This is a genomic window from Nostoc sp. JL31 (genome assembly GCF_017114965.1).
Classification (GTDB): domain Bacteria; phylum Cyanobacteriota; class Cyanobacteriia; order Cyanobacteriales; family Nostocaceae; genus Nostoc; species Nostoc punctiforme_A.
The window spans coordinates 1-22,833 of record NZ_JABXKO010000054.1; the positions used below are offsets into that span (position 1 = coordinate 1).

The window sequence follows — 22,833 nt, forward strand, 5'->3', positions numbered from 1 at the left end:
ATTGCTATTTCGGAGTACGCAATTGCTATTTCGGGGTATGCAATTGCTATTTCGGGGTATGCAATTGCTATTTCGGAGTACGCAATTGCTATTTCGGGGTATGCAATTGCTATTTCGAGGTTCGCATTTATTGATTTTGTGATTACTGTTGCTGATTGTACTTATTCTAAAACAACAAATCGATATGAAAAATGAGTAAAAACACAGGCAAACTCGTAATTATTTCCTTTAACTTTTAAGGAAATAAATCCACAAAACTACCCATCTCAGGCAAAAGGATACTCCACTATGTTGAAAAAGGAATTATTAAAAAGGATGTGCTATGTCTTTAAAAACTCGTGGATCTGCTGCTATTGACAAAGCCCAACTTCGTCTCGCCTTGCTTAAATCTATTGATGAAAATCTGGATTTAGGACATGGGTTGACCATTGAAGCCTACAACCACCTAATCAACACTACCCGTGCTGTGCTAGAAGCTAATAATACGCTGGTTTCCAATCTGGAAGAATCGCGTAAAACAGTAACCCAGATGGATAAAGCTCTCTCCGAAATGTCTGAACGAATGCTAAGTGGAGTTGCAACTGTCTACGGCAGAAACAGTATAGAGTATTCCAAGGCTGGCGGCTCTAATCGAAAACGAAGTAAACAATCTAGTTCAAAAGTTACTCCACTTGTAGCGGTTCTTACTACTCAACCTACTCAAGCTGCAATTGCCAATGCCTCAACTAACGGTAATGGCACAACTCCTTTGCTGCAATAATCCACACCTACTTAAACAAGAAATCAGATCCCCGACTTTTCTAAAAAGTCGGGGATCTTTTTGTCGCCAACATTTTGTTATATCGAGGATGCGATTGCTCCCGAATTAGTAGTAAATACCTGAATTCCTGGCACTGTCGCATAATCACCATCATTAAGTAATAATCTAGGTTTAATGACAATAATTTGTCACAACGACATCAATGTGTCACCGTTCGCAGATAATTAGTCACTGTACATGATTTGTGTCAAACTTGACTATTGAGCAATACTTTGACTAAAGCCGATGATGGGATTTGAACCCACGGCCTGCTGATTACGAATCAGCTGCTCTACCACTGAGCCACATCGGCGTACACAATCTAAGAGTATAACATGATTTAATCATGATGGATCAAAATCGCAAAAATCGTCTTAACCCCGAACAATACGCCAGCCTCAAAGCAGAAATAGCTGCTCCTTATCGCGGCTTACGACAATTTTTCTACATCGCTTTCGGTGCTTCTGGCTCACTCGGTGCATTCGTTTTTTTCTTCCAAGTGCTTGCCGGACGCAATGTTGAGAGTGCTTTGCCTAGTTTAGCTCTCCAAGTAGGAATAGTTGCTTTAATGGTTTTCCTCTGGCGCTGGGAACAGGGTCGGGCACAACGCTCGAATTCGGGTAAAAATCCTAATTTCTGAAGGGAGAAATTTTAGCTAGTTAATTTTTGACTACTTTCTTTTGATATATCTTTATATTCTTCAAATTTATTAATGCTTTGATGAATATTAAAATATCAAGAAAGAAAAAATAAAAAAATTATTAGGAAATCCTAAAAAGCAAAAATTTCTGAGAAAATAGAAATCATTGAAACGGGGTCAGCCAATATAAAGATCCTGACCATAAACCCAATCACATTCAAATGGGGTCAGCTATATTTAAAGACCCCAAATTTTATGTTTAAAAACTCCCAAATTTAACAAAACTCACATTAATTGGAAGCACCAGACTAATAATTTGTTAGTCTGGTGCTTCCAATTTGCTAACTAGGCATTTACTGGGCTGTTACCAAATAGGATGAAGGAATTGGTTGGGCACGTCCAGCATTGACAAGTGCCTGGTAAACAAAGGCAGCAACCTCGGCTCTAGTTGCCTGACGATTAGGATTGAGTTGCTTCACTGTGGGATAATTGATTACTAGTTGCCGTGCAGTTGCCGCAGCAACAGGAGCGATCGCATAATTAGGAATCTGGGCCGCATCGGTGTAAAAAGAAAGGATATTTTGATTACTTGCAGTTAAGCCCAAACCATTAGCTAAAGCGACTAACGCTTGCACTCTGGGAATTTGCTGCTGTGGCTTAAAAGTGCCATCGGGATAACCAGAAACAAATTGACTCTGGTAAGCAGATTGAATGGCAGCGTAAGCCCAGAAATTGCTTGCTACATCCTTAAACTGAATGCCTGGGCGTTTGGCTGCTGGCGTTAAAGCTTTAGTAACAATAGTGGCGAATTGAGCGCGGGTTACAGGTTCATTGGGTTTAAAGCTGCCATCAGGAAAGCCCGCAATAATATTTTGGGAGGCTAAAGCTTCGATGTAGGTTTTTGCCCAGTAATTTGCTGGCACATCTTTAAAGGCAACAGGCCCTCCGGGGGGTACGTCAACACTTGCGGCAACAAAATCTACTGAGCCAAAAATCTTTTTCTGATCGATATCGTTGCCAACGGCGACAATCTTACCTGTTTTGGTGGCGTTGTTCACATCATAACGAGTGTTGTTGCGAATAAGATTGCCACCAGGATTTTCGTTAGTGCCAAGGTCGGGTAAAGCACTAACAGTTGCTACAACTCCATCCCGCTTATTATTTTGAATGACATTCTTACGCAATACGGGCTTCGCTGACTCTGAGATAAAAAGACCGTCTTGGTTTTCGATAATTTGGTTTTCTACAATTAGAGGTGTGGAAGTGCCACCGATCGCAAGACCAAAACCAGTATCCTGAAATAAGTTACTCCGAATTTCTCCTTGGGCAGTTTTAGCAATTGAAATCCCATTGCCTTTGTTTTGCACAAAGAGGTTACTTTCAATTTTGGGATTGCCTGTACCCGTGACAAAAACACCTTCTCTGACACTGTTAGTAAAAGTACTGTTTTTGATAATCGGATTAGTTGACTCTACCCACACACCCGTACCCCGGCTATTTGGGTTGGTAACGGTGACACCTGCGATCGTGGTATCTTGCTCGGCCAGGATGGTAATGTCCTGTCTGGCAAAGGTGCGACTAGTATAGAAGCCTCCACCTGCAATCAATATCGCCTGACCTTTTGTAGCTTCATCACCCCGCAGTGTCACCCCTGGTTTAAGTAAAAGCGGGAAGGTTTCACCACTTTCCTGGTTATAGTTACCAGGTGCTAATTGAATCACTGCACCTGCTTGGACTTGACTGAGAGCGAAACTTATGCTTTTGTAGGGTGCAGCTGAGGTGGCACCAGCACCAGCCCTATCTGCACCAGTTGCTGGATTAACATAAATCGCTGCGGCAGTTGCAGGAGCTTGCGCTGTGCGAGTTGGGGCGATACTTTCTGGGTAAGTCGCACCAGCGTTAACCTCACTAGGTAGTAGTATTGACCCACTAGAAACAACAAGTATTGCCGTTAGTCCGGCTCCTAGGCGCAAAGTGTATCTGAGATGACTGCTAGAAAGAAGGCGAAAATTTTTCACCAGAGAAATGTGAGAACCCCGATATTTCATTTTTTCTGTCTGTGATGTGCTGAATTAAGGTATGTCGAACAAGGTTAAAGATAACAGCGTTGTAGCTGCTCTAAAACCCATGCAAAACTATACTGGATGATTAGCACTGATTCAGCTAAATTCCCTAGATAGGTCACAGAACTTATACATTAGTTATATTTAGGACTTACACCCAGGTCATGGAAAATCAAACCACAGAGGACGCAGAGGAATAAGGGTTAAAGAGGTTTTTTGCGCCAGTCCTAATATTGTGTTACCCAGAAAATTTTATTATGGGCACTATGGGGATGAGGCAATTTTTAGTATTTTTTAAAGCTAGATGCCGCAACTAATTCTGCGGGAAGTACGATCGCAGGAAAAGCAAACCTATTAGAAATCGGGAGAAATGCGTTTTAATTTTTTGGGGCTGCGTGGCGTCTTAGTTTTAGCGGGTAGTATCTGTCTTCTATTTGTGTCTACTCCTGCCTTTGCTGCGGAAAGAGTAGTGCTGAAGTATGGTATCTTCCGCGAATCACTTTCTGTAGAGGAACTATCCACCTTTTCCCAAACAGGTGAACTCTCACGTTCACTAAGAGTAAATTTAGCTTTGGCGCGACAAGACCCCAAAGCCATTCGTCAGTATTTAACAAAGCCAGTGAAGGTAAACCCTGTATTTTTAGATAGAGTGCTAAATAGCCAGATTGGTAATATTATTTTGGATCAAATTAGTCAAGTTACTTATACACCGTCTCGGAGAGCAGATCGGCAGGCTTTACGAGCCGCTTTGGTACTTTCTGCGAGTCAAGACAGGCAAGTATCGCTGATTGAAATTATTAAGAATTATCCCTGAAGTGGAAGTTGATGGCGTAGTTTACCGCCGTAGGCATCGCTTGGAGAGTGCATACCGTCAACTCCGCCGCTTGCAAACAAACCTACAAGATTTATTTGGTGTTTAGTAAGCTAAAGTTTCTAAAGTTTCTCGTAAATACCGCTGTACCTGCTGTTCCAAGCGAATTCCATCCAATTGAGCATCACGTTCTAGTTGCCAACGTTGAAAACCTGAACTAGTGGAGATCGCACATTTGAGGCTATACCAAATTTCAGTATGGGCAGAAAATTGGCGATCGCTAGAAGCTGGAATTTGAGCCATAGTTCCTTATTCCTTTATTTTAAATTTCAACGGTAACTGGGCATTGGGCATTGGTTATTTATTCTCCTTTGCTCCTCTGCCCCCTGCCTCCCCTGCTCTTATCTCTAGCCCTTTTAAAGTGAAATAATATACTTTAGGGGCTACTACGAATCTGTATTTATCCTAAACAATGATTGCAATAATCGGGGCACAATCTGATTAACCCGCACTCCTAAAATGGTGAAATCTTGCTTAATCTTTTCTAAAGATAATGGCTCAATGCCAGCGAATTCTGTCTCATTAATCACCAAAACTCGCATTACACTCACAGGTATTTGTAAAAATAGATTGCTGCCCAAAAAGGCTAATCCTGCAAGTACTAGTGCAAGGCTGCGCCATTGGGGGAGGAATTTAGCTGAATTTGCTACTAATGGGGCAATTTGGTAAAGATTCCACAGTATCCAAACTGACAATGCTGCTGCCACTAATGCCAGGATACGATTTAACTTTGTATTAATTAAACAGAGAATTTTCCGCTGCCGTTCAGTTAGATTTTCTGGCTTTAGGGCTATTCCTAAAAGAGCAAATATATAAAAGGGGCGACGCAACTGCATCCATAGCAGGGGGAGAACACCAATGGCGGCAACTAAGAATAGCTCCATCCAGACTGGCAAAAATGGCTCGCCTACAGACAAAAAGAATAAGCAGAGTACTAAAAAAACAGGCAACGTCGCCAATCCAGCGACGTGAATCCACAAAATAGGTTCAGAGCGAAATGAATGCATAATAAAAAGTTATGAGTTAAGAGTTAGGAGTTAAGAATTAGTAGCCTTTAACTCCTAACTTCTAATGTATCACTCCTAACTCCTAAGCATTTTACCCTCAACACTATCTATCTCGTTAAGGTGAGAGTGCGGCGCTTCGTAACCATCTGATAGGATTCGATGATGTCACCTTCAACCCAATCATTGAATTTATCTATGCCGACACCGCATTCATAACCGGCGTTGACCTCACGAGCATCTTCTTTCATCCGTTTTAGGGAGTCAAGGACACCTTCAAAGATCACCTTACCGCCACGTCGCACCCTGACTTTGCAGTTGCGAACTAGCTTGCCAGATTGAACGTAGCAACCAGCAACCGCGCCACGACCGACTGGGAAGACGGCACGGACTTCGGTTTGACCCAAGGGTTCTTCCACCAACTCTGGTTCCAAAAGACCTTCTAAGGCATCTTGGATATCTTCTAGGAGTTTGTAGATTACGTTATATTCCCGGACATCGACACCTGCTTCATCGGCGGCTTGTCTAGCACCACTGGCAAAGGTGGTGTTGAAGCCGATAATTACAGCGTTACTGGCAGCAGCTAAATCGATATCTGTCTCGGTGATTTCCCCAGCAGTAGCCAACAGCATCCGAATTTGGACTTCGTTTTGCGGGATTTGCTTGAGCGCTCCCACAATAGCTTCTACGGAACCTTGTACGTCTCCTTTCAAGATCAAGTTGAGTTCTTTCAACTCGCCTTCTTGTGCTTGAGCCGACAGGGTTGTGAGGGTAACACGTCCTTGTAATAGGCGGGATAGGCGTTGTCTGTCTGCGCGATCGCTAGCAAGTGCTCTGGCTTCTTTTTCGTTCTGGAAGACCTCGAACTCGTCGCCGGCTGCTGGCACATCACTTAAACCTAGTACCTCGACAGCAAAGGAAGGAGAAGCAATGTCTACTCTCTTACTTCTGTCATCCACCATCGCCCGGACTTTACCAAAGGCCGAGCCAGCTACCAAGATATCTCCCACATGCAGGGTGCCATTCTGAATTAGCAGGGTAGCAACTGCTCCCTTAGCTTTATCCAGATGTGCTTCAATGACAGTTCCTTTGGCGGTACGATCTGGGTTAGCAGATAGTTCTGCAACTTCTGCTACCAGGAGAATCATCTCTAAGAGCGTATCCAGATTTTCACCTCTGATGGCGCTCACGGGAACCATGATTGTCTCACCACCCCAGTCTTCTGCGGTCAGACCATACTGGGTCAACTCTTGTTTCACCCGCTCTGGTTGTGCCCCTTCTTTGTCAATTTTGTTGATTGCAACAACAATTGGCACTCCCGCAGCTTGGGCGTGACTAATGGCTTCAATGGTTTGGGGACGGACACCATCATCAGCAGCCACTACTAACACGGCAATGTCTGTTACCCGCGCTCCTCGTGCCCGCATCGCCGTAAAAGCTTCGTGACCAGGAGTATCCAGGAAGACTATCTGCTGTGCTTTGCCCTCATGTACTATATCTACATGGTATGCACCAATGTGCTGAGTGATACCGCCAGCTTCGCCAGCAGCCACTTTGGTTTTGCGGATTGAGTCCAGCAGGGTTGTTTTACCGTGGTCTACGTGACCCATAATTGTCACGACAGGCGGACGGCGATGAAGATATTCTTGGTCTTCTGCGCCGACCATTTCCGTGATTTTCCGAGCTTCTGCTTCTCGTTCGACGGTTTCAACTTCTATTTCTAGTTCTTTTCCTACCAGGGTAATTGTGGGAATATCTAGATTTTGAGTGATACTCACCGCCATACCTTTAAGGAACAGGATTTTGACAATCTCTGTATCGGCAACGCCTAATACGTCAGACAGTTCTTGCACAGTCAACGGCCCTGTGATCGTCACTTTTTCGGGGCGATCGCGCTTTGTCTCGGCTTCTTGGCGACGGTTTTGGTGATGGTCGCGGCTCGAAGACTTGGAACCAGACCTAGAACCAGATTTTCTCCCTCTTGCAGTTGGGGCGCTAGCAAGGGTTGCACCTGGCATCTGTACAGGTCGAGTCGCTTTCGGTTTGGGAGGACGAGCAATAGAAAGGCTGACTTGGACTGTGGCTGGTGAATCTATATCGTCATCATCGAGCAAATCTTCTTCAAACTCATCATCGAGTATGGGTTTGATCCGCTTGCCTTTGACGCCAGCTTTTGCCTTCTCTTTAACTTCGTCAATTATTTCCTCTTCTACCCATTTTTTGCCGCCTTTGGTCGGTCGAGGCGGACTTGGGCGTTTCAAGTCGAGGAGATCCGGTGTGACTGGTTCATCACCCAATCCTTGAGATTTGCCCGCTATGCCTGACATCTGTCTAGGTGGAGTAGCGATCGGCATTGCGGCTGCTACTGCTTCACCTGGACGTGCCGGTCTGGGTCTTTGTCCCTCTCCTAGTTGTGATGGTGCAGATGGTCTATTGCCTCTCGGCTCTGGTCTGCTGGGTGCAGGGGTAGGACGACTTGTCCTTTGTGGCGCACCTGGTGCGGACTGGTCTGTTGGCAGTTTAGCGACTCTCGGCTTAATTTGTTCGCGATCGCCTTCCGCAGGACGTAGCCGTTGGTCGCGTTTGAGGATCGGTTTATCTGCCTGAGATACTGGCGCCTCATCTATCACCTGGGCAACTTCTGCCTCAGGTCTGGCTGGAGGAGCAACTAGTTGTGGTTTGATCGGTTTTTCCGATTTCGGTCTCGGTGGAACTGTTTTTTCCGGTTTTTGGGATGCTATTTTTTCCGGCGCCGGATTCGGATTAGGCGTTTGTTCCAAGTCAGCGATCGGAGGTTGCTCTTGAGTCTCAGATTGAGTCCGGGGCACAGGTCGAGTTGGTGCTGCCGGTTTCAGGGGTGAGACTGGTGTAGCGAAAGGCCGTGGAGGAGAGGGAGGATTAGCTTCAGACAAGGCAGCTTGGGTATTGTTAGCAAGTGACGCCTCTAGGGCGTTGGGAGTAGTATTTCTCAATATTTTGGGTTTGCGTATTTCCAAAATTTGCTGTTTGTGGGGTGCAGCAGGTCGGTTACGTCCGCCGTTGGGTGGTGAATTTGGCTTATGGCTGGTTGTACCTAGTTCCTTTTTGGCTGACACATTCGTAGCTGCAAGCTTTTCTGCTGCCGCCCGGATGTTTTCTGCCTCGGATTCTGAAATCGTGCTGCTATGGCTTTTGACCGCAATATCGAGCTGGTCGCAAATTGCTAGTAGCTCTTTGTTATCCAAATTCAATTCCTTTGATAATTCATAAATTCTAACTTTGCCGTTGTTCATCCACTCTTCCCCTTTAATTTACAGTTTTAGCGGATGGTTGCCTGGTTTGCGACATCTCCATCCTTGGATTACTGTTTTTAGACTGCCGTTCAGTTTTTGCCGGTGCCTCCAATCAGGAAAGAGAGATGTTTCGGTTTAATAATGGCATCCCCACCAGGAATGATGGTTGAGGGATACCCATAAAAATTTCTTAAATAAAAGATTTTTATAGGAACCCTTGAGGCCGAACTGCGCCTGAGCGCTACCAGGTTGCCATTTTGTAGTTTCTTGTTTTGTTGATTCTGAGTCTTCCACAACACAATCGATTACATTTTGTTCTGGGAATGTTGCCTCGCCCCTCGTTATGGGAGAGCCGAATGCCTTTTACACCCATTTACTATTTTGGCACTAACCTTAACGATCAACAGGGAGTGTGATGAAAGCGCGACTTCGGCTTTCGACACAATTCCTCTAATGATTACGTCACAAAGTTGTTCCAACTAAATTTGGTTTTGGGTATTACTGCGGGCTAGACGTTGCGACAAGCTTTGGTACAGTGCTTCTGGCACTGATGCATGTAGCGATCGCCCTAGTCGATTTTTTTTTTGAGCCGCTTGTAAGCAACTCGTTTCTGGACAAATATAGGCGGAACGCCCCATGCCCTGATCTAATTGTACCTTTCCATCGGGAAAGACGCGGACAATCCGCCAAAACTGATCTTTTGAGCCTACTTTACGGCAGCTAATACAGCGCCGATAATTTGGTTTCATCGGTTCTTTGCGATCTCAGTCCAGGATAATGGAAGTAAAAATAAGTTTATTATTACTATTTTTTACTTATACCAAGTAGCTTTTGAGACTGAGACTACAATCTTACAGTATCAAAACTTTACAAAATTAATCAATTATTCATCATCGTTATTGTCAAAACTATCTTCGTCTTCTAATTCGTTCTGATTTTCATCCTCGAATTCTTCTTCATATTCAAGATCCTCTTCCTCTGATTCCTCTGATTGATATTTTGTTCTGACGGCTGCAAATTTAGTATCCTCTGCTGCATAGTCATACTTAGCTTTGTCTTTAATGTCTATTTTCCAACCAGTCAGACGAGCTGCCAAACGGACGTTTTGTCCTTCTTTCCCAATAGCCAAACTCAATTGATCTTCAGCTACAAGTACATGAGTTTGCCGCGATTCTGGGTCCATCAGGCGTACTTCATCTACCCGTGCTGGACTTAAGGCATTAGCAATGTATGTTGCTGGGTCTGGCGACCAGCGAATTACATCTATTTTTTCACCGCGTAATTCGTTGACTACCACTTGAATTCGCGATCCCCTAGCTCCAATACAAGCGCCTACTGGGTCTACATCACGATCAAGAGTATCTACTGCTATTTTAGTCCGGGGGCCGACATAACGGGAAGGGGGGTTTGCCTCCCTAGCTACGGCAACAATCCGTACCACTTCATCTTCAATTTCTGGGACTTCGTTGGCGAAAAGATAAACTACCAAACCAGCATCAGCACGAGACACAAGCAACTGTGGTCCTCGTTGCTGACCTTGGGAGACTTTTTTCAGATATACCTTAAAGGTGGCATTTGCCCGATAATTATCATTGGGCAACTGTTCCCGCTTGGGTAATTCGGCTTCTACTTCTGGCTGACCAAAGCCGCTGCTAACTGCTAGAACCACTGATTGCCGCTCAAACCGCAGGACTCTTGCTTGGAGAACAGTTCCTTCTAAATCTTGGAATTCTTCTTGCACCATCTGGCGCTGTTGATCCCGTAATTTTTGCGCCAATACTTGCTTCGTTTGCATCGCCGCCATCCGACCAAATTCTCCTTGATCGGGGGTAACATCCAGCACCACAGAGTCCCCTAACTGCGCTTCGGGAGCGACTTGTTGAACTTCGTCTAGGGAAATTTGGTGATCTGTGTTATCTACTTCTTCAACAATGGTTTTGGTGGAAAGAACGCGAAATCCTTCTCCTTCAATATCGAGTTCTACTTCAAAATTTTCAAAATAATCTTCGTCAAACTGTTTGCGCTCTAAATTTTGGGCGCGGCGATAGCGTTCATAGCCTTTGAGTAGTGCTTCTCTAATAGCTGATTGAACTGCAAGCCGGGGTAAATTCCGTTCGCGACTTATACTTTCAATTAATTCTTTTAATCCAGATAAAGTAACCATTGACATAAGCAATCTCCTTTAAAAATTAGGGAGTGGGGAGAGACACGATTAATCGCGTCTCTACTGAGTGGGGACTGGAGACTAGGGACTGAAAACTACGCACTAGAGCCAGGGATTAGAGAATAGCTTTAAACTAATCTCTAACCTCTAGCCCCTAACCTTTAGCCCTTAGTTCCTAAATCTTTAGCCTTGAGCTAAGGTGCTCTAGTCTCTAACTCTTGAGCCATAGCCCTTTGTTTATCCGCGCTCCTCTAACTGCACCTTAGTAATTAGGGAGCGAGGAATTTCGACTACACGACCTTTTTGGTTTAAGTAAAGTGCTGTCTCATCCCGACGGATCAACTGACCAATCCACTCTTGTTGTCCGTCGTAGGGTTGCGAAGTGGAGATAATGACAGGAAATCCTTTAAAGGAAATAAACTCCCTGTCTGTTACCAGTTGCCGCGAAATACCAGGACTAGACACTTCCAAGACGTATGTATCTGGAACGATTTCCGCAGCATCTAAGGAGGCTTCTAAAGCACGGCTCATCCTCTCACAATCGTTCAAACCAGTGTCTTGCTCAGGATTGCGAATGTCTACCCGCAACACTGGTGGACTCTGGTTGGTGTGAAAAACCACACCAACCACTTCCAATCCCAGTTCTTCTGCCACTGGTGTCGCCAAATCAATAATTTGTGGAACTAAAGGATGAGCCATGAGAGAATTCAATAAAAAAAGTGGGCATCGACCCACTTCCTGCGATAGGTATATCTTCCAAGAAGTCTTGTGACGAACCAAATGATGATTCGCCTAATTCGAGTTTAGCGCATTTCTTTTATAGTCGTGCATTGGGCATGGGGCATTGGGCATTGGGAGAGAGGAGGCAGGAGGTAGAAGTTCTTTAATTTTGAATTTTGAATTTTGAATTTTGAATTGATTTCTCCTCTGCTCTCCCTACCCTTCCCGTATTTTTGGGAGAGTAGCACCTTTATCCACTACCACGGGAACTGATGCTTGTGTTCGTAGCTGCCGAGTTTGCTCGATAATTTGGTCTATGTCTTCTTGGGATAAACGCTGGACGTAGTTGAGTTTGATTTCCTCTAAGAAGTCAAAAAGTAAACTCTGAATTTCTGAGAGTACATGTTTTTCCTTGATTTGAGATCCCAATACCTTGGTGAAGCTTTCTACTAGCTGACTGGTGAGTTTTGCTCCTACAGGGTCTTCAACAGCGCTAACCAAAGTTTTGTAAAGATTAGTTGTGATTTGAGTCGCCAGTTGCTCGCTTAACTGGGTTTGAGCCTGTCCCACGCCAGGGAGATTCTGAAGGTTGCGGTAGACGGGAACTTGATCGAAGACGGTTTCGATGTTGTGGCGCAGAATGGCAACGATCGCAGGTTGGATATCAGGTAGCACTTGGTAGACAATTGTTTTTACCACAAGACCTGCGATCGCTTCCACTTCATTCACATTATTAATATCTATGTAGGGACGTAAATTTTCTTGTTGTGAGAGCCAGGTTGTTAATTCACCCTGCTGAATTGAACCTTGAACCTGATTAATCACCCTCACCACGACAATTTCTGTGAGTTCTTCGGCAAAATTGGCGACAATCCCCTGATTAAGTTGCTTTCGCACTGGATGCAGATTCAATAACTGCGCTTGATCGAGGCGAATTAATACAGGTATGATTCGTAACCCTCGCCAAAATGGCAGTAGTAAAAATAAATCGTACCAACGCCACAATAGTGCTTCTAACCAGCTAAAACCAGGATGTTGGCGTTTGAGTAAGAAGGTGCGCCCCAGCAATTCTACGCCAAATAAAATCACAAAGGGTAAGTCAATAATCCAGAATTTATCAATAAAATCGCCATTTTCCCCGATTTGGCGGTAGTAGTTACTGGCGATCAAAGGGCGGATGCTTTTGTTGAAAAAATTAATTTCTTTATCCCAGCCATTTTGTGATACATGCGGCTGACTCCAAAAAGTAGCAAAGGACTGTTTTGCAGATTCTTTGCGGATATGCGATCGCATCCTTTGTTTGATTTTTTCCAGCGTCCCACTCTTATTCGCTCCCGCAAACGGGTTACTGTCAATCATCTCGCTGCTAAGACGACTTATTTGTATTAGCCTGCTATTTACTTGAGGCGACTCTAACCCTGTTTGCCTAATTTGTTCTTCTAATGCGTCTACTGTTTCTAGATAACTTTTTGTGTCTCTATGACTTTCAATACCTTTGATTGGGTCATAAATCTTAGTAATTTGGGGAACTTTTCGCAAGTAGAAATCTCGCCAAGGTACGTAACTTAAATCGAACAACACTAAACTTAAATTTACGGCGGCAGTAATTGCCATAAATCTTTCAAACCAAAGATTACGCTGCTTAGAAGATTTTATATTTTCCATTTTGTGTAAAATATGATACTTTTTTGGCTATTTAAAACATAAACTCTTTCATTTATTAATTTTCTTTCTGCCCTTTCTAACCACCAATTACAGCAATTTCCAGTCGAGTAGACCCCAGTAGAAGGGCACATCTGTTATGGGTGTCAACTTCAGCCCAAACCAAAACCCTTTTTCCAACCATAGGCTGAAAATACTCCTCATTGAAGCATAGCCACAGGTCAAAACACTGCCTTTAATCTTAAGTTGACATCAATGCACAGATGTGAGTTACATGGCAATTTAGTGTTAAAAAGGTGTATTTGATTCAAATGATCGGATCGCTGCTCTACCTCTGCCAATACAAGCTACTTCTTTTGATAGATGACACAAATCATTTTTTAAGTTTTTAGCTAAATTTAACAAAAAAAAATCACAATTTGTTCAAAATTCATTAAATAATCGTGAAAAAAGTTATTAAACAAACTTAAAATGCAGCTGTTAACGTTTATAATCCTGCTGATTTAACCCAAAGGAGTTTTTAAGTATGTGGTGTGGGTTTGGAAAATCAAGCGCAACCTTTGCTGTTACTTGCCTGATGACTGCTAGTTTAGTAATTGCAGACACAGGTTTTGCAGCCCCTCAAAAAAGTTATACGCCTCAGCAATTCCGTGAGGTATTACGGGGATTAGGCTATAACGTCAAGGTAACAAATACTGCTTTGACAGACGAGGAAACTAAAAAGGCAATTCGAGAATTTCAGACTGGTTACAAGCTAAAACCAGTTGATGGCATAGCAGGGCCAAAAACCCAAGATTTTGCTGCTAACATCGTTCAAATTCTGCACAGAAATTTGAATGCAGTGGTGAAGCCAAATCCTCCTCTGCCGCGCGATCATTTTTATGGTTCCCGCACGGGAGAAGTGGTGAAGGAGTATCAGAAGAAATATCAGTTGCAAGAAACTGGAATTGCTAATTTAGCACTCCGCCAAAAGCTGAATGAAGAAGCAAAAACACTCTTCAGCCAGCCAACAACTAAACCAACAACTAAACCGACAGCTAAACCAACAGCTAAACCAACAGCTAAACCAGCAGCTACACCAACAGCTACACCAACAGCTACACCAACAGCTACACCAACAGCTACACCAGCAGCTACACCAGCAGCTACACCAGCAGCTACACCAGCAGCTACACCGACAGCTACACCAGCAGCTACACCGACAGCTACACCAACAGCTACACCAACAGCTACACCCTAGTTGCCACAAAAAACTCTTACCCCGGAGCCACTCAAGTCATCTGATTTGGTTCTTCTAAGGGTCTGCCCTTGGGTGTAGGCAGAATTGGACGGAGATCGTTGTAAGGCATAGGAATGTACTGCACGCTGGGTCGTCCTCCTTGTGGCTGTGGGTACAGATCCATGAGATCATAAATAGAATGGGGCAGTCCGACGGTTACGGGCAGCCCCATTTCTGTTGCTTCTTCAATAGTGATGGGATAGTCGTGGGTGACGCGCCCAGTTGTCAAGGCTTCGATAATCGGTTCAATATCTTCTGGCAGAACTTTTTGTTTGGGTATACTGTCTTTTAGCAAAGTTCGCACAAACCTCTGTACCTGCTGAATTGCTTTGCGTGAGAGGTCGGCCATAATTAGAGTTTGGTCATCAATCTCACTGATGGGTTTATCTTCAACTACTTTCAGGATACTGGCTGCGGGGTAATTACCCAATTGGGGATCAACTGGCCCCAAGACAGCGTTAGCATCCATAATAATTTCATCAGAGGCGATCGCAAGCATTGTACCGCCACTCATCGCATAGTGGGGTACAAAAACTGTAACTTTTGCTTGGTGGCGAATTAACGCTCTAGCGATTTGTTCGGTAGCTAAAACCAAACCGCCAGGAGTGTGCAAAATTAAGTCAATCGCTACATCTGGCGGTGTTAGGCGAATTGCTCGCAATATTTGTTCTGAGTCTTCAATAGTAATGTAGCGAGATATGGGAATTCCCAAAAAGCTAATGGACTCTTGGCGGTGAATCAGCAAAATCACCCGACTTTTGCGTTCCTGCTGGAATTGTTGTAAAGCACGCAAGCGCCGATATTCTATTTGACGTTTTTGCCAAAGGGGTTGCAAAGAAGTCAGAAGGAGGAAAATCCAGAATAAATCACCAATACCAAAGCCCATATAATTTATTTTTGTTCAAAAATAACGGTTGCCGTCATTATTGTCACAAATTTGGGGCGATCGCAGTTCTATCTATAGATTCATAGAAAAATTACGAATTATTTACTACCCCCTTCGCCAAATTTTAATAGTGTCGTCATCACTACCGCTAACTAGGGTTTGGCCATCGGGACTGAAGGCGACGCATCTAACATAGTTGGAATGCCCTGTAAGTGTGCTGATTTCTCTGCCACTGTGTATGTGCCACAGTTTGATAGTGTTGTCCCAACTGCCAGTAGCGAGAAATTGTCCATCCTGGCTAAAGGCGACTGACCAAACTGAATCAGAATGACCAATGAGAGTACGAATTTCTCTGCCTGTATTTACATGCCAGAGTTTAATTGTGCTGTCACCACTACCACTGGCGATAATTTCCCCATTTTTGCTGAAGGCGATACAGTTGACAAAGAAGGAATGGCCTGTAAGTGTGTAAATGTTTCTGCCTGTGTATATTTGCCACAGTTTAATCGTGTAATCATTGCTGCCACTAGCCACCAACTGTCTATCCTGGCTATTGGTTGCAGGGGTTCTTGGAGAGTAAGCAACTGACGAAACTGGGTCGGAATGACCTGTGAAAGTTTGGATTTCTATGCCTGTGTGTACCTGCCACAGTTTGATTGTGCAGTCAGCACTGCCACTAGCCAGAAACTTACCATCTGGACTAAAAGCAACGGAATTCACCCAATTAGTATGACCAGTGAGAGTACGAATTTCTTTACCTGTGTTGACATCCCACAATTTGATTGTATTATCCCAACTCCCGCTAGCTAAAATTCCTCGGTTCAGGTCTGCAACTCCCGCAGATTTGCCGGACTCGCCTTGATAAGAAAGGTTTGAAGAGATTGGGCTAAAGGCGACGGAATTAACCATACTGGAATGACTAGAAGACCAACGACCCAGTTGACGCACTAATTTGCCAGTGCTTACTTGCCAAAGCTTGATGGTGTTGTCATTACTGCCACTAGCAAGAAATTGCCCATCTGGACTAATGGCGATCGCATGAACCATACTAGAATGACCTTTGAGGGTCTGTACACATTGCCAGTTCTGCCGATCTAATACAACAGGTACAGGTAGTTTCACTCTAGGCGTTATCACTAAAGTAGATGATATTTTGGTTACATCTTCCCCAGTTTCAGGACCTAATAAATCCAACCACTCCTGCACAGACTGGGGACGATACGTTGACTCCAGATCCATGCCGCACATAATAGCCTGATTTACCCTGTTGCTGATGTTGGGATTAAAATATTGTGGTGGTTCTAAATTAATATTGTGACGTCTATCATCTGCACTAGTTGGTACAACTGCGGTAAGCAAGTTATACAAAGTAGCAGCTAGGGCGTAAATATCAATGTATTCTCCTCGCGGCGCTTCTGATTCATACTGTTCAGGTGGGGCAAAACCAGGAGTACGATACACTGTATGCCTTTGGATCATATTAGGAACAAATTCTCTAGCGATGCCAAAGTCTATCAGCACTGCTTCTAATTTATCAATGCGGATCATGATGTTGCGTGGTTTAAGATCCCGATGCAACAGTCCTTTAGAATGGATTAGGGTCAAAGCATCGCCAATTTGCCGGATGTACAGTAGTGCTTCTGCCTCTGATAGCACACCTATTCGCCTCAAGCGCTGTGCTAAGTCTTCCCCTTCGATGTAATCCATCACCATGCAGGGCAAATTCCCCTCATCAAAGATGGTTTCTATTTGTACTATATGAGGATGGTGGCACACAGCCAGCCGAACTGCTTCATCACGAAAGTCTTGCCGTAACTTGTTTCGGTGGAGTATCCAGGCGGGGTGATTCAGGATTTCTTCTTTGAGGGTTTTAATCACTCGCTGTTGATTTCGTTGATTTCTGGCAAGATAAGTAATGCCAATTCCGCCTTCACCTAGTTGGCTTTCAATAATGTAGCGTCCCCCGAATAAAGACTTTCCTGCATTCCACACCATTAGTAATATTTGACAATTGCTGGTATTTATTTTGGCACGGTATCAGAACAGCCAACACGAATTTTTGGGAATTCCATTTGAATTGCTGTTGTAGCTTTTTGGAACTTAGTTACTTAGATAACATTTTGATGAACCTCAATAATTACTAATAGTATAAAGTTGGATATACCCTCATCGTTTTGCCTAAACTATGCGTTTATACGAAAATATGAAAGTTGATTGCTCATGGTAGAGTAAACAGTAACTTTAGACATATTTGTTCATAATAATTTGACTTGTAGATAATCTAAAATTATGCTAAAGAATCTCAATTTGAAACAAAAATTTACAATTCTGCTACTGGTAATTTTGACATTTGGTCTGAGCTTGAGTGGATTTACTCTTTCTTCTCTACTGAGGGAGAATGCTAAACAAGATATTAGCTCCACTGGTCTCATGCTCATCCAAACAATGAGTTCTGTTCGTAAATACACCAGTACTCAAGTGAATCCAGAGCTAGTTGATAAATTGGCTACTGAATTTTTGCCGCAAACCGTTCCTGGATATTCAGCACGAGAAGTGTTTGAAATTTTACGGAAAACAACAGACTACCGTGATTTCTTTTATAAAGAAGCAACTCTCAATCCCACAAATCTTCGGGATAAGGCTGACGGTTTTGAGACAGAAATTGTAGAACAGTTCAGAAATAAATCAGACCTTAAAGAAGTTAGTGGATTTCGCTCAATTCCTGGTGGGGATATCTTTTATATTGCTCGTCCCTTAGCAGTTTCTGAACAAAGCTGTCTGGTCTGTCATAGTGTACCTGAAGCTGCACCTCAAAGTATGATTAGTCTTTATGGTGCTGCTAATGGATTTGGGTGGAAGCTTAATGAAATTGTTGGCGCTCAGATTATATCAGTACCTGCCAAGAATGTCATCAGCAAAGCGAATCAGTCTTCTTTACTAATTATTTTGATTGTATCAGCTATATTTATAGCGACTATCCTGTTAGTGAACTTGTTCTTGAATCGACAAGTTGTGATTCCTCTCAAACGTATGACTCGCATAGCCGAAGAAGTTAGTACGGGACATATGGAAGTTGAATTTGAGCAGATGTCTAATGATGAAATCGGTAATTTAGCTAAAGCCTTTAAACGGATGCAGTTAAGTTTAGAAATGGCGATGAGAAGAATCAAACGTACTCAAGGAGGTACAAGCGATTACAATAATTCGTAATGAAGCTCTTTACAAGACGCTGCATATAGCTTGCTTTCCCATCAGAAGTATATAGACTCGCTTTGGATAAAGCTAATGTAATTGATTTCTGTAAGGGGTATTTAGATCCTGTCAAAAAATCTCGTTACTTTATATTAGCTTTCTTGACTTAAACCCAATACGCTTGGGTTAAGCATGTCTTTCTTCTTTTTGCGTCCTTCTCTAACGAGACGCTGCGCGAATGCGTCTACGTTAAAAAAATTGACTTTGGCAAAGAGTTTTAGCCTTAACTGAACTGTATTGGACTTAAACCCACAGAATTAGTTAAGAGATTAAAATTATTCCTCAATTCATAAGGACTAAATCTCTATGAAAATAAGCTTTTTTTGAATTCAAAAGCTGCTTGAAAATTAGGAATTTCCTTAGTTACAAGTTCAATAAATTGGTCAGCTGAAATATAAGGATTATGAGCTAGTATTTCTTCTATGATCAGATTTGCCATTGGGCCGATGTGGTAGGCTAATTCTTGCTGACAATGTTTGATAAATGCTGGCTGGAGTGAAGATTGTTGTTGTTCTTGTTCAATTCGTCGCCCAGTTTGTGGACTAGTAGGTGAAGTAAAAGTTGTTTCTTCAGGTTGTTTATATGACTGTGATATAAACGACATAGCCTGAAATTCCGGGTTAAATACCGTGGCTGGCAAATCATCAACCATGATTGCAGAAGACATTGCTACTTCTGGTTCTCCAATATAGCCTAAATCTCTAAGAACTTCGCTGGCTGTTTGGTATCGCTTATTAGGTCTATCTTCCAACATACAATCAAGTACTTGAGCAAACCCATCAGTAACATAGGTATAATCACGCCAGTTCCATTCAAGTGAGTATTGATCCATTAGTAAAGATGGATCTCTACCCGTGAGTAATACAATAGCAGTTACACCTAAAGCATAAAGGTCACTAGAGGGTGAACATAAACCCAAACTAATCTGTTCGCGGGGAGCATATCCCACTTTGCCTACAAGGGACATTTTGCCAACAAACGTTACCTGTTGGTTGGAACTTCTCACCTCGTTTATGTCAGCAATTTGCTTGCCTACCCCGAAATCAATCAGCACGGGCAGATCCTTGCCATCGGGTAACATGATGTTGTCTGGAGAAATATCTCGATGGATGATGTTGTGCTGATGAACATATTCCAAAACAGGCAGCAGATTTTTTAGCCACTGTATAACTTCGTCTTCAGAAAAATTTCTTCCTTGACGTTGAAGTTCTCCTAGCAGTCTTGAATATGTTTTACCGTCAACATACTCTTGTACTAGGAATAGCCGACCATCTCCTTCAAAGCAAGCCAAAAACTTAGGAATTTGAGGATGTTGCAATTGATGAAGAATTTTAGCCTCTCTTTTAAATAAGTTACGATATTGTTCCAGTCCACTTTCGCCTGTGCCAATGGGTGCAAATTCTTTGAGAACACAGGCTTCATTAAACCGACGAGTGTCAAATGCTAAGTAAGTTCGTCCCAATCCTCCCTGTCCTAGAAGTTTTTGGATAATATAGCGGTTATCGATTAGAGTTCCAGCAGCTATTTCTGGTCTTGTCATAGGGGACTGTGACATCATCATCGCACTCCTAGCGATTTTGTTATTGATAAATTATCTAATTTGCTGAAAGTCAGAAACTCTAGCAGATAAAGGCTGATAACATCCTTTAAATTGAGGTTAGCACCACTATCGAGACAAGGAAATACACTTTTCTACAATTTTCTGATGGTCTTGTGTTACCAAATAGACAATTTTAACCTGAGTAGTTTAATCCTACTACTCATACTTAAGTATTTTAGCCGCCGCAACATAATCAGTGTCTGCGGTAATATCTGCAAATGTTCAGGGCATCGCCTTTGAGATTTGCTGCTGAACCTTATTTTCCCTATAGTTACCCAATTGAAACTGGGTTGAGGAACAGTAAGGATATAGCGTGACATCATGGTTTTTCATAAAAACTGAGGTTTGCTATAGACTTGCTGAAAGGAATATTATATGTATTTCAACTGCTAAATATGCGATCGCTCTCAAAAATTAATCTTTCTGGGAGTCAATATCGTTATGAAATGGCTGCTTCGGCATCGGCTATCAAGGTTTTTAGTGCAGGTGATTCCTCAAAAACAGAAAATTATACTGCGTATAAGAAAAGACTTGTAAAGCTACAAGAATTCATCTAGTTCATCAGGATTCATATTTAACTGACGCAAACGTTCTGTTAATTGTTCTACTTTTCGTTTGGCTTGAGCAGCTTCTTGTTCAGCAATCATAGCTCGTTCAGTTGCAGCTGCCGCTTCCTCTGTGGGTGCGGGAATTAATTCTCCTGTCAAAGTGAACCACCTTAACCACAACCTTTCAATATCTCGAAATGAACCTTGCCATAAGCCTAAACTTAAATCTATCTCTGGTATTAGTAGGTATCCATTAGTCAAGTTCATCGGTTCATAGTGACCACCGACTAACTGAAAAGCCCGAAGTTCATTAGTGTAGCGACTAAATACAACATAGTAGGGAATCCGCAGAATTCGCTCATAAACTTCCCATTTGCTAGGAGGTTTATCTGCTGCATTTTCTCTTCTTGTGCCTAAATCTTCGTCTTCTGTACCTGGAGATAATAACTCAACAACTAATAGATTAGATTTGAATGATCAACGCCGTAGCGATCGCTTCATTCAAAAATCCCGGCAACTTTGGATAAAAGGAGGTTTTCATCCTCCCTCTGAAGATCCACGACAGGAAAAATAGAAACCTTGCGCTGTTCAGATCCCCGACTTTTTTGAAAAGTCGGGGATCTAAGTTAGATAGTGGTTATTGCGTTAAAATTTGACGGCTTAAAATACTCATTACTTCACCTGGGTTGGCGGTTGGTAGCAGTGGACTCCAATCTCCTACACTGGCATAGCCAATTACCTGCAAGTAGTGAATTGTACTGCTAACGGCTTTGGGAGAACCAATCAGTAGATGCTTAATCGGTTCTCTGTTGGGAAATGGCTGTGCAGTTGATTCGTTGCGGGTGGGTGTATCTAATTCACCCAGGTATTGCTTTAACTGTGATTGGGCAGACTTTTGTAATTGTGCCATCATTGTATTTGTCTCCTGATAAAGGGGTTACATAAAGGCGATCGCATTCTTCTTCGCGGGATTAGGCGATCGCCTTTATCATGCCTTTATGTTAAAGTATAAAATTATACCTGTTCGCTACAAAGGTGAAAATTATTAATAATAATTTTCAAGTTTTAACGGGAATAAATTAGCCTTAGCTTTGGTAGTATTAGCAACCCCTAATTAACAAAAATACTCTCAACTTTTAGCTTTAATTGGTATTATTTAAAATTTCATCTTTCTAAAAAAAATGCTAGATTTAGCAAATTTTTCGCTAATCTAGCAAACATAAATTATTTACAGGAAGTCTAATCTTCTGGCTCAATTCCCGCCGCCCGCAATTGTGCTGCTAGTCGTTCAGCACGTTGGCGTTCTTGTTCGGCTAATTCTGTTCCCCAAGGTAGAAGGTTTCCTTGTTCATCCCACCACCGTAACCACTTTCCTGTGCGGTTTTCACGAGTACCTTGGGACACTCCAAGGTAAAGATTCATTTCTGCTATCCAATAGCGTTGATTTTCATCAGGCTCTTGCAAAATGTACTGTTCGTTTTGTAAGCGATACATCTCGAAACTACCGCAATCTGGCTCAAAGATAATGTAGTTTGGCACTTTTAAAATGCGCTCGTAGAAAAACCATTTTCCTGGGGGATATGTCGCTTTGATAGAATACTCTGTCTCCTGTGTATCGGAAACAAATTCCATCACAATTACTGGCATTTCTCCTTGTAGTTGAGGAGTGTAACTGCGTTTTACCTCTTCGCGTTCAACACGAATGTTAGGTATGTATGCCCAATCAGGAGCTTTGATGACCATTCATTCTGCCATTCAAAGTGGCGCAAATGCCGTAATTGGTTGGAGTTAGAGCGTTAGCTGAAATTTTTCCAGCTAATTGTAGGCTTTCCGTGAGTGCAGCAGCTAAAGCTGGTTGATTGAGGTTATCCCCTGGATAATTCGGGAGTTTGTAATCATCGAGTAGTTTTTCCCAAGTGATTTGGTAGCCTTGGGTGAGGGCTGTCATGGTGGCTTGTCCTTTGGTGTGTAGAAGAAAAGGGACTGGGGATTGGGGACTCGGTTTTCACTCGTAAAAATTATGAAATTTGCTTTGACTCTTCCCAAATTTTGGAACAATTTCCCAGTCCCCAG

The 22,833-nt window shown here is 42.9% G+C and carries 21 protein-coding genes, 1 tRNA gene and 2 pseudogenes; 9 read left to right on the top strand and 15 right to left on the bottom strand.

Translation table 11 applies throughout. The features are described from left to right. Positions 1-195: hypothetical protein (locus tag HWQ43_RS13500; protein ID WP_292734212.1), on the top strand; the 195-nt coding region annotated here is incomplete at its 5' end. Between the two features lie 127 nt (positions 196-322). Beyond that, positions 323-760 carry a hypothetical protein gene (locus HWQ43_RS13505; protein ID WP_292734215.1) on the top strand — a complete coding sequence of 146 codons (438 nt, stop codon included), beginning with the start codon at positions 323-325 and terminating at the stop codon, positions 758-760. 280 nt (positions 761-1,040) lie between these two features. On the opposite strand, the gene HWQ43_RS13510 is transcribed toward HWQ43_RS13505, so the two are convergent. Next, a tRNA-Thr gene (locus tag HWQ43_RS13510) sits at positions 1,041-1,112 on the bottom strand. 33 nt (positions 1,113-1,145) lie between these two features. On the opposite strand from HWQ43_RS13510, the gene HWQ43_RS13515 reads away from it, so the two are divergent. After that, entirely contained in the window at positions 1,146-1,439 is a 294-nt protein-coding gene (locus HWQ43_RS13515) for a DUF3493 domain-containing protein (protein ID WP_292734218.1), read from the top strand. Positions 1,440-1,792: 353 nt separating this feature from the next. Here HWQ43_RS13515 and HWQ43_RS13520 read toward each other — a convergent pair whose 3' ends face one another. Beyond that, on the bottom strand, positions 1,793-3,487 hold the full coding sequence (locus HWQ43_RS13520; protein WP_292734221.1) for a DUF1565 domain-containing protein: 1,695 nt from the start codon (positions 3,485-3,487) through the stop codon (positions 1,793-1,795). A 385-nt stretch (positions 3,488-3,872) separates the two neighbouring features. Here HWQ43_RS13520 and HWQ43_RS13525 point away from each other — a divergent pair, with 385 nt between their 5' ends. Further along, positions 3,873-4,316, top strand: coding sequence for an alpha/beta hydrolase (locus HWQ43_RS13525; protein WP_366932821.1), 444 nt, complete (start codon positions 3,873-3,875; stop codon positions 4,314-4,316). Next, entirely contained in the window at positions 4,291-4,422 is a 132-nt protein-coding gene (locus HWQ43_RS33755) for a hypothetical protein (protein WP_366932822.1), read from the top strand. Before HWQ43_RS13525 ends, HWQ43_RS33755 begins: the two co-directional genes overlap by 26 nt. On the opposite strand, the gene HWQ43_RS13530 is transcribed toward HWQ43_RS33755, so the two are convergent. The 7 genes from HWQ43_RS13530 to HWQ43_RS13560 form a co-directional block, all read right to left on the bottom strand. Further along, positions 4,419-4,616, bottom strand: a complete 198-nt coding sequence (locus HWQ43_RS13530) for a hypothetical protein (RefSeq protein ID WP_292734224.1) — start codon at positions 4,614-4,616, stop codon at positions 4,419-4,421. The genes HWQ43_RS33755 and HWQ43_RS13530 overlap by 4 nt on opposite strands. A gap of 143 nt (positions 4,617-4,759) precedes the next feature. Continuing rightward, positions 4,760-5,380, bottom strand: coding sequence for a low-complexity tail membrane protein (locus tag HWQ43_RS13535; RefSeq protein ID WP_292734227.1), 621 nt, complete (start codon positions 5,378-5,380; stop codon positions 4,760-4,762). Between the two features lie 107 nt (positions 5,381-5,487). Further along, on the bottom strand, positions 5,488-8,649 hold the full coding sequence (gene infB, locus HWQ43_RS13540; RefSeq protein ID WP_292734230.1) for a translation initiation factor IF-2: 3,162 nt from the start codon (positions 8,647-8,649) through the stop codon (positions 5,488-5,490). A gap of 479 nt (positions 8,650-9,128) precedes the next feature. Continuing rightward, positions 9,129-9,398, bottom strand: coding sequence for a YlxR family protein (locus tag HWQ43_RS13545; RefSeq protein ID WP_292734233.1), 270 nt, complete (start codon positions 9,396-9,398; stop codon positions 9,129-9,131). Between the two features lie 134 nt (positions 9,399-9,532). Then, the gene (nusA, locus tag HWQ43_RS13550) at positions 9,533-10,819 is read right to left on the bottom strand and encodes a transcription termination factor NusA (RefSeq protein ID WP_292734237.1); all 1,287 of its coding nucleotides are present in this window, start codon (positions 10,817-10,819) and stop codon (positions 9,533-9,535) included. A 231-nt stretch (positions 10,820-11,050) separates the two neighbouring features. Then, a complete protein-coding gene (gene rimP, locus HWQ43_RS13555) occupies positions 11,051-11,512 on the bottom strand; it encodes a ribosome maturation factor RimP (protein ID WP_292734239.1) in 462 nt (153 codons plus the stop codon). Between the two features lie 237 nt (positions 11,513-11,749). Continuing rightward, a complete protein-coding gene (locus tag HWQ43_RS13560) occupies positions 11,750-13,198 on the bottom strand; it encodes a hypothetical protein (RefSeq protein WP_292734242.1) in 1,449 nt (482 codons plus the stop codon). 523 nt (positions 13,199-13,721) lie between these two features. Between HWQ43_RS13560 and HWQ43_RS13565 the strand changes: the two genes are divergently transcribed. Further along, positions 13,722-14,435, top strand: coding sequence for a peptidoglycan-binding protein (locus tag HWQ43_RS13565; RefSeq protein WP_292734245.1), 714 nt, complete (start codon positions 13,722-13,724; stop codon positions 14,433-14,435). A 31-nt stretch (positions 14,436-14,466) separates the two neighbouring features. Here HWQ43_RS13565 and HWQ43_RS13570 read toward each other — a convergent pair whose 3' ends face one another. Together HWQ43_RS13570 and HWQ43_RS13575 are read right to left on the bottom strand one after the other, a co-directional pair. After that, positions 14,467-15,360, bottom strand: coding sequence for a hypothetical protein (locus HWQ43_RS13570; protein ID WP_292734248.1), 894 nt, complete (start codon positions 15,358-15,360; stop codon positions 14,467-14,469). A gap of 105 nt (positions 15,361-15,465) precedes the next feature. After that, positions 15,466-17,355 carry a serine/threonine-protein kinase gene (locus HWQ43_RS13575; RefSeq protein ID WP_292734251.1) on the bottom strand — a complete coding sequence of 630 codons (1,890 nt, stop codon included), beginning with the start codon at positions 17,353-17,355 and terminating at the stop codon, positions 15,466-15,468. Positions 17,356-17,649: 294 nt separating this feature from the next. On the opposite strand from HWQ43_RS13575, the gene HWQ43_RS13580 reads away from it, so the two are divergent. Next, entirely contained in the window at positions 17,650-18,570 is a 921-nt protein-coding gene (locus tag HWQ43_RS13580; protein ID WP_292734254.1) for a DUF3365 domain-containing protein, read from the top strand. Between the two features lie 346 nt (positions 18,571-18,916). Here HWQ43_RS13580 and HWQ43_RS13585 read toward each other — a convergent pair whose 3' ends face one another. Next, positions 18,917-20,167, bottom strand: a complete 1,251-nt coding sequence (locus tag HWQ43_RS13585; RefSeq protein WP_292734315.1) for a serine/threonine-protein kinase — start codon at positions 20,165-20,167, stop codon at positions 18,917-18,919. A gap of 401 nt (positions 20,168-20,568) precedes the next feature. On the opposite strand from HWQ43_RS13585, the gene HWQ43_RS13590 reads away from it, so the two are divergent. Then, positions 20,569-20,769 (top strand): hypothetical protein, encoded by a 201-nt coding sequence (locus HWQ43_RS13590; protein ID WP_292734257.1) that lies wholly within the window; start codon positions 20,569-20,571, stop codon positions 20,767-20,769. Here the strand turns inward: HWQ43_RS13590 and HWQ43_RS13595 are convergent. Next, a pseudogene (locus tag HWQ43_RS13595) lies at positions 20,752-21,219 on the bottom strand (Uma2 family endonuclease); the annotation flags it as partial. The gene HWQ43_RS13590 and the pseudogene HWQ43_RS13595 overlap by 18 nt on opposite strands. On the opposite strand from HWQ43_RS13595, the gene HWQ43_RS13600 reads away from it, so the two are divergent. Then, on the top strand, positions 21,170-21,334 hold the full coding sequence (locus tag HWQ43_RS13600; RefSeq protein ID WP_292734260.1) for a hypothetical protein: 165 nt from the start codon (positions 21,170-21,172) through the stop codon (positions 21,332-21,334). The pseudogene HWQ43_RS13595 and the gene HWQ43_RS13600 overlap by 50 nt on opposite strands. 63 nt (positions 21,335-21,397) lie before the next feature. Here the strand turns inward: HWQ43_RS13600 and HWQ43_RS13605 are convergent, their stop codons facing one another. Beyond that, a complete protein-coding gene (locus HWQ43_RS13605; protein ID WP_292734262.1) occupies positions 21,398-21,673 on the bottom strand; it encodes a hypothetical protein in 276 nt (91 codons plus the stop codon). A 326-nt stretch (positions 21,674-21,999) separates the two neighbouring features. Next, positions 22,000-22,708: pseudogene (locus HWQ43_RS13610) on the bottom strand (Uma2 family endonuclease). Between the last annotated feature and the right edge of the window lie 125 nt (positions 22,709-22,833).

What these genes read in the sequence shown, in the direction of transcription:
- HWQ43_RS13505 (WP_292734215.1), top strand. Translation starts at nt 323, where the DNA reads ATGTCTTTAAAAACTCGTGGATCTGCTGCTATTGACAAAGCCCAACTT.
- HWQ43_RS13515 (WP_292734218.1), top strand. Translation starts at nt 1,146, where the DNA reads ATGATGGATCAAAATCGCAAAAATCGTCTTAACCCCGAACAATACGCC.
- HWQ43_RS13520 (WP_292734221.1), bottom strand. Translation starts at nt 3,487, where the DNA reads ATGAAATATCGGGGTTCTCACATTTCTCTGGTGAAAAATTTTCGCCTT.
- HWQ43_RS13525 (WP_366932821.1), top strand. Translation starts at nt 3,873, where the DNA reads ATGCGTTTTAATTTTTTGGGGCTGCGTGGCGTCTTAGTTTTAGCGGGT.
- HWQ43_RS13530 (WP_292734224.1), bottom strand. Translation starts at nt 4,616, where the DNA reads ATGGCTCAAATTCCAGCTTCTAGCGATCGCCAATTTTCTGCCCATACT.
- HWQ43_RS13535 (WP_292734227.1), bottom strand. Translation starts at nt 5,380, where the DNA reads ATGCATTCATTTCGCTCTGAACCTATTTTGTGGATTCACGTCGCTGGA.
- infB (WP_292734230.1), bottom strand. Translation starts at nt 8,649, where the DNA reads ATGAACAACGGCAAAGTTAGAATTTATGAATTATCAAAGGAATTGAAT.
- HWQ43_RS13545 (WP_292734233.1), bottom strand. Translation starts at nt 9,398, where the DNA reads ATGAAACCAAATTATCGGCGCTGTATTAGCTGCCGTAAAGTAGGCTCA.
- nusA (WP_292734237.1), bottom strand. Translation starts at nt 10,819, where the DNA reads ATGTCAATGGTTACTTTATCTGGATTAAAAGAATTAATTGAAAGTATA.
- rimP (WP_292734239.1), bottom strand. Translation starts at nt 11,512, where the DNA reads ATGGCTCATCCTTTAGTTCCACAAATTATTGATTTGGCGACACCAGTG.
- HWQ43_RS13560 (WP_292734242.1), bottom strand. Translation starts at nt 13,198, where the DNA reads ATGGAAAATATAAAATCTTCTAAGCAGCGTAATCTTTGGTTTGAAAGA.
- HWQ43_RS13565 (WP_292734245.1), top strand. Translation starts at nt 13,722, where the DNA reads ATGTGGTGTGGGTTTGGAAAATCAAGCGCAACCTTTGCTGTTACTTGC.
- HWQ43_RS13570 (WP_292734248.1), bottom strand. Translation starts at nt 15,360, where the DNA reads ATGGGCTTTGGTATTGGTGATTTATTCTGGATTTTCCTCCTTCTGACT.
- HWQ43_RS13575 (WP_292734251.1), bottom strand. Translation starts at nt 17,355, where the DNA reads ATGGTGTGGAATGCAGGAAAGTCTTTATTCGGGGGACGCTACATTATT.
- HWQ43_RS13580 (WP_292734254.1), top strand. Translation starts at nt 17,650, where the DNA reads ATGCTAAAGAATCTCAATTTGAAACAAAAATTTACAATTCTGCTACTG.
- HWQ43_RS13585 (WP_292734315.1), bottom strand. Translation starts at nt 20,167, where the DNA reads ATGTCACAGTCCCCTATGACAAGACCAGAAATAGCTGCTGGAACTCTA.
- HWQ43_RS13605 (WP_292734262.1), bottom strand. Translation starts at nt 21,673, where the DNA reads ATGATGGCACAATTACAAAAGTCTGCCCAATCACAGTTAAAGCAATAC.